Origin of the sequence: Paenibacillus agaridevorans (genome assembly GCF_003112455.1) — a bacterium.
Lineage (GTDB): Bacteria > Bacillota > Bacilli > Paenibacillales > Paenibacillaceae > Pristimantibacillus > Pristimantibacillus agaridevorans.
On the sequence record NZ_BDQX01000394.1, the window covers coordinates 93,497 to 98,329 of the forward strand.

At 57.3% G+C, this 4,833-nt stretch carries 3 protein-coding genes; all 3 read right to left on the bottom strand.

The features are described 5' to 3' along the window. Nucleotides 1-628, bottom strand: a 628-nt coding sequence (locus PAT3040_RS39190; protein WP_258235240.1) for a LacI family DNA-binding transcriptional regulator, incomplete at its 3' end; no start/stop codon positions are given. Between the two features lie 106 nt (nt 629-734). After that, complete coding sequence (locus tag PAT3040_RS30655) at nt 735-4,133, bottom strand: GH36-type glycosyl hydrolase domain-containing protein (protein ID WP_108995662.1); 3,399 nt, start codon at nt 4,131-4,133, stop codon at nt 735-737. Between the two features lie 18 nt (nt 4,134-4,151). Then, a partial coding sequence (locus tag PAT3040_RS39195) for a glycoside hydrolase family 3 C-terminal domain-containing protein (RefSeq protein WP_258235241.1) occupies nt 4,152-4,833 on the bottom strand: 682 nt, incomplete at its 5' end.

The window sequence follows — 4,833 nt, forward strand, 5'->3', positions numbered from 1 at the left end:
TGCCGGGAATTTCGTTGTACGTCAGTCCCGGTCCACCCCGCTCCACCGCTTGACGCACGGCTGCCAGCCGCTGATCGGAGTCGAAGGAGCCCTCCGGCCCCGTCACGACGTACAGCTTTTTATGCCCTTGCCGGATCAGATACTCTATCGCAAACGTCGCGCCTGCCTTGTTGTCGAGCAGCACCTGCACGATGTTCTCATGGCTCAGCTCGCGGTCCAGCACAACCAGCTTATGGCCTCTCCCTGCATGAAGCAGCAGCTCCTCGTCGGAGAACAGTCTGTCCAAAATAATGGCGCCGTCCAGCATGCCTTCCGGCAGCATCCGATGGGATTGCGTTCCGCTGCAGATGACGAGGTCGTAATCCCGCTTATTCAATTCTTCCTTCATGCCTTGCAAGAGCTCTCCGTAAAAAGCCCCTTCGAGGGTTGTCAGGTAGGCTCCGATAATTTTGGTCTCCCGCTTCTTGAGCGTTCGCGCTGCCGCATTAGGCACATAATTTAATTGTTTGGCCACGGCCAGAATTTTTTTGCTTGTTTCTTCCGTGACTTTGGGATTTCCATTTAACGCGTACGATACGGTCGAGATGGATACCCCCGCGTGCTTGGCAATGTCTTTTATACTTACCACAACTATCGCCCCTATTCCTTACTGCCCGCTTTCTTATCTCAGTCGATTATATAGTAAAAAGAGCAGCGATGGGAATACTACCCCATCGCCATCGCTTAACCTTCACTTATGCCATTGTAATGACGACTTCGTTCGAGCCCTCGGCGAACATGCCTTCCAGCGTCTCGCGAGCGATCCGCGCGCCGCCCGGGCGATAGCAATTCGTCGCCTTGACAGTATCGACTGCCGCTCCGTTTACCGTCACGCCGCGCACCGTGCCGCCGGCGATCTCGTAGCGGAACGTGACGTCATGCCCCGCCCACCGGAATGCGAACCGAAGTCCGTCCAGCTCCGCAGGCATCACGGGATCGAGCACAAGGTCGCCGCCTTCCTGGCGGATGCCAAGCGCGTTCGAGATGAGCTGATTCATGTAGATGCCGGGACCGCTGGAGTAGATCCGCCAGCCGCCTTTTACCTGCACTTCGCCGGTACGCAGCTTGCCAAAGCCTTCGCGCGCCTCGTAGCGATCCGCGAACTTGCCGTCGGAGCTGCTGAAGTACGAGTTGCTTTGGCGCCAGTCGGCGTTAGGCACGACGTCTCGGATGCCGACCGGATTGATGCTCGCAAGCGACGTCCACACTTCGTCCGTCTTGCCCAGCTTCGCCATCGCCTCGATGTAACGAATATGCGCATGGACGTATTGCAAGCCGATCTCGCGGCCAAAGTTCGCCGCTTGCTCCGCGCGCTTGAAGCGCGTGCTGACGCCGCCCGCATAATCGGCCGGACGGTTCATCAAACGAACGCCGTCCGGGCAATACAGCTCCTGCTTGATCAGGCGATAATGCGACTCCGCCTGTTCTGCATCAAACAGTTCGCCGATCATGCTGCGCGTCATCGGCAGCAAACGGTATTCGATGCCCGTCTTGCTATCGCCCGGATGCAGCATCAGATCGATGCGGCCCGGTTCTTCCATATAGGCAAAGCCGGAAGTGACGCCATCCTTGACCAGGAAGCGGTTAAAATCGGTTTTGATACCTTCGGCCAGCTCCTTCAGCTCCGCCGACAGCCCGTCCAGCTCCTCGCTTTGACCGGCCAACGCGGCCGACAGCTGCGAGAACGTCTGGAAGGTCAGCGACACGGTCCAACTGCTGACCATGAATTGCTTAAGCTTCGCGTTAGCAGGCTGCAGGGTGTCATCCCAGTCTCCATCGCCGTAAGACGACAACCGAGTGCCATGAAGGAAATGATCCTTGATGTAGCCAAGTTCCTTGCGAGCGTGCTCCAGAATCGTATACGTATCCTCCGTCTGCTCGCCATCATGGGTCGTATATGGCACGCGTTCTTCCAGAATCGTATAATCCTCGGTCACTCTCAGATAGTCGCCCAGCACTTTGAGCGGCCATACGATGATGTCGCCGTGGCTCTCTTCCTGCTGAATCCGGTAATAACGGTCGAACATGAACCATTGCGGCCAGTTGCCATCCTTCTTGTACTGATGCGAGTAGACCGTCTTTAAAATGTCTTTCACTTGTTCGTGCTTGCCCATCGCCATAAAATATTCCGTCGGTCCCTGGCACACATCCCGCGTTCCCCATGCGGCGCCGCTGTATTGCTCCAGGCCGTGCGGCACGGAATAATGAACGAGCATGTTGTGGGTGTACCACCATGCCAACGCGTTGAACTTCTCCAGCTTCCGCGCCTTCTCTTCCGAGTCGTGCGACAAGCCGAAGCCGTTCATGACGGAGGAGAGGAACGAACGGTATTGTTCGATATCCGCTTCGACTGGAAGGTCGTCCGCACCATCGGTTGCACCAGTCGCAACAAAAGGGCCATCCGTCTTGTCCAGCCTGCCCTCAATCGTTAGCCGCCACTTGGCGGACGGAGCAAGCTCCAGCACGACCAGCGAAGCCGAACCTGGCTGTGCTCCGGCGACGAATGCCCGCTCGTCCAGCACCTTCATCTCCGCGCCGCGCAGACCGAGACGGAATTGCAGCTCCGGATAGACGCCCGAGCTTAGCGATTCCGCATGAGCGCGAAATACCAGCCCGCCCTCTTCTGTCTCCATCAGATATGGCAACTCGTATTCCTTGTCGTTCATCGTCATCTGATTCGACACGAGGAACCGGTACGATTTGCCCTTTCGGGAGACAACTTCAAGCGCCAGTTCGGGAGTGTCGGCTTTCGTCCACGCGGTGATGACAAGAGTGTCTCCGCCTGTTTTGTAATACCAGCGCGCATAGTTGAAGCCGATCTCGTATAGGGAAGGCATCGTCAACAGGCGGAATTGCCCGTCGGTCTCCACATAGATCCGCTGCCCGGACGTCTTCAGCACGTTCAGCGCGTTCCGAGCGTTCGTCATCAGCTTGTTGAACGACGTATTGCCGATCGTGATCTGCGAGTGGAAAATGCCGTACATATAATTGGTCGAGGACAATACGTTGTCGTTTATCCGGGCATTGTCGCCGCTCATCAAAATATGGCCATGCGGACGCTCCATACGCAGCTCCTTGGCCTTCAGCACCACGTGCTCGTACGTCGGGGTAAAGAAGGACAGCAGCTCGTCGCCATCGCGCTCTTCTTGCAATCGCACAGGGAACAACGTTTCGATCTCTTCCGGGGTTACATTCTCGGTACGCAGCGGATTTCCGATCCGATCACTCCACGAAACGCGTTCGCCAATCGGGCCAGGCTCGCCTTTTTCCCTCAGTGCCTGAGCGCCTTCCCATGCCGCAAGAATGTCCTCCGCATAAGCCAGCTCGCTTATCGCTTCCGGATGGTTCGGCTTCAGCAGGCCATAAAATACGAACGATGCCTCTTGACCGGCGGTTAGCCGCACCGTCCGAGATTGCAGCGCCGTATAAGCGAATTCGTATTGATAGACCTTATTGTCCAGACGATCGCGACCGAGTGCTTCCGGCACGTCCGTTTCCTTGTAGGATAGTCCGAAGAACTGGAAGCCGTCGGTCGAATACGATACCGCTCCGGTGAGCGATCCTTGCTGCAAATACGGGAATCCGGTCGACATCGGCTGATTCTGTCTCGAGCAGACCGCGTATCCTTTCTCCTCCGTCTGGAAAACGGTATGGCCCAAGTATTGGGACATGTACGCTTCGTTCGTGCGCACCGCGCCTTTGTCGGCGAGGCCCACATCCTGGCCGTACACCAGATCCGCTTCCAGGCCGTCGCCGCTAAGCCGGACATCCCAGAACCAGATCAGCCCCGGCATCAGCGTAAACGTCACCTGATAGGCTATGCCCAGCGTCTCCCCGCTCCAGACAACCCGGCGGTCGGAAGCCGCCACGCGGCTGTTCGACCTTACGCCAAGCAGCGGCGCAAACAGGTAACTGCCCTCCTTGCGCACGCGCACATACAAATTGTTCATGGATCCGTCCAGCGGATTCGACATGACTTGATTGATCATCAGATCTTTGTAGCCGATCTCGCGCAGGTCTCCGCTGCTCAGAAATGTAAACGTCAAGCCGTCCGCTTGCACGGCAATTGTTTTCTCTTGCTGTTGAGTACTCATCTCCGGGCTCCTTTCCCACTATCTCAATTCAAACGCAAGCTCCCGTACGTCTCGGCTGTTCGGTCCGACCATGGCCAGAAATCGGCCGGGATCGCTGTTATATTGCAAGTCGGAATGATGATACCTGAGCATCTCTTCCGTTATTTCGAATGTGACCATCTTCGTTTCGCCCGCTTCGAGCCTCACCTTCTCAAACCCCTTAAGCTCGCGCAACGGCCGGACGGTCTCGCCGGCCATGTCGCGCACGTACAGCTGCACCGTCTCTTCCGCTGCGAACTCTCCCGAGTTCGTCACCGCAACGGTCAGCGTCAGCTTGCAGTCCGCGTTCAGCGTGCCGGAAGACAACGAGGCTTCGCCATATCGGATGTCCGTATAGCCAAGTCCGTATCCGAACGGCAGCAACGGCTCGTTCGGAACGTCCAGATACTGCGATACGTATCGCACGCGCTCGCCGTTCGGATCTTGCGGACGGCCCGTATTAAATACGTTGTAGTAAACCGGAATCTGTCCCGCCGAATGCGGGAAGCTCATCGTTAATCGGCCCGAAGGAGCCGCGATGCCATACAACAGCTCCGCCACCGCCGCGCCGCCGTTCGTGCCGGGGTACCATGCCTCCAGCACGGCATCCGTCTCGTTCAAAACGTCTCGCAAATCCAGCGGACGGCCGTTAAACAGCACGGCGACCGTCGGCTTGCCCAGC

Excerpts from the sequence above, each read along its gene's own strand:
- PAT3040_RS30655 (WP_108995662.1), bottom strand. The coding sequence starts at position 4,133 with ATGAGTACTCAACAGCAAGAGAAAACAATTGCCGTGCAAGCGGACGGC.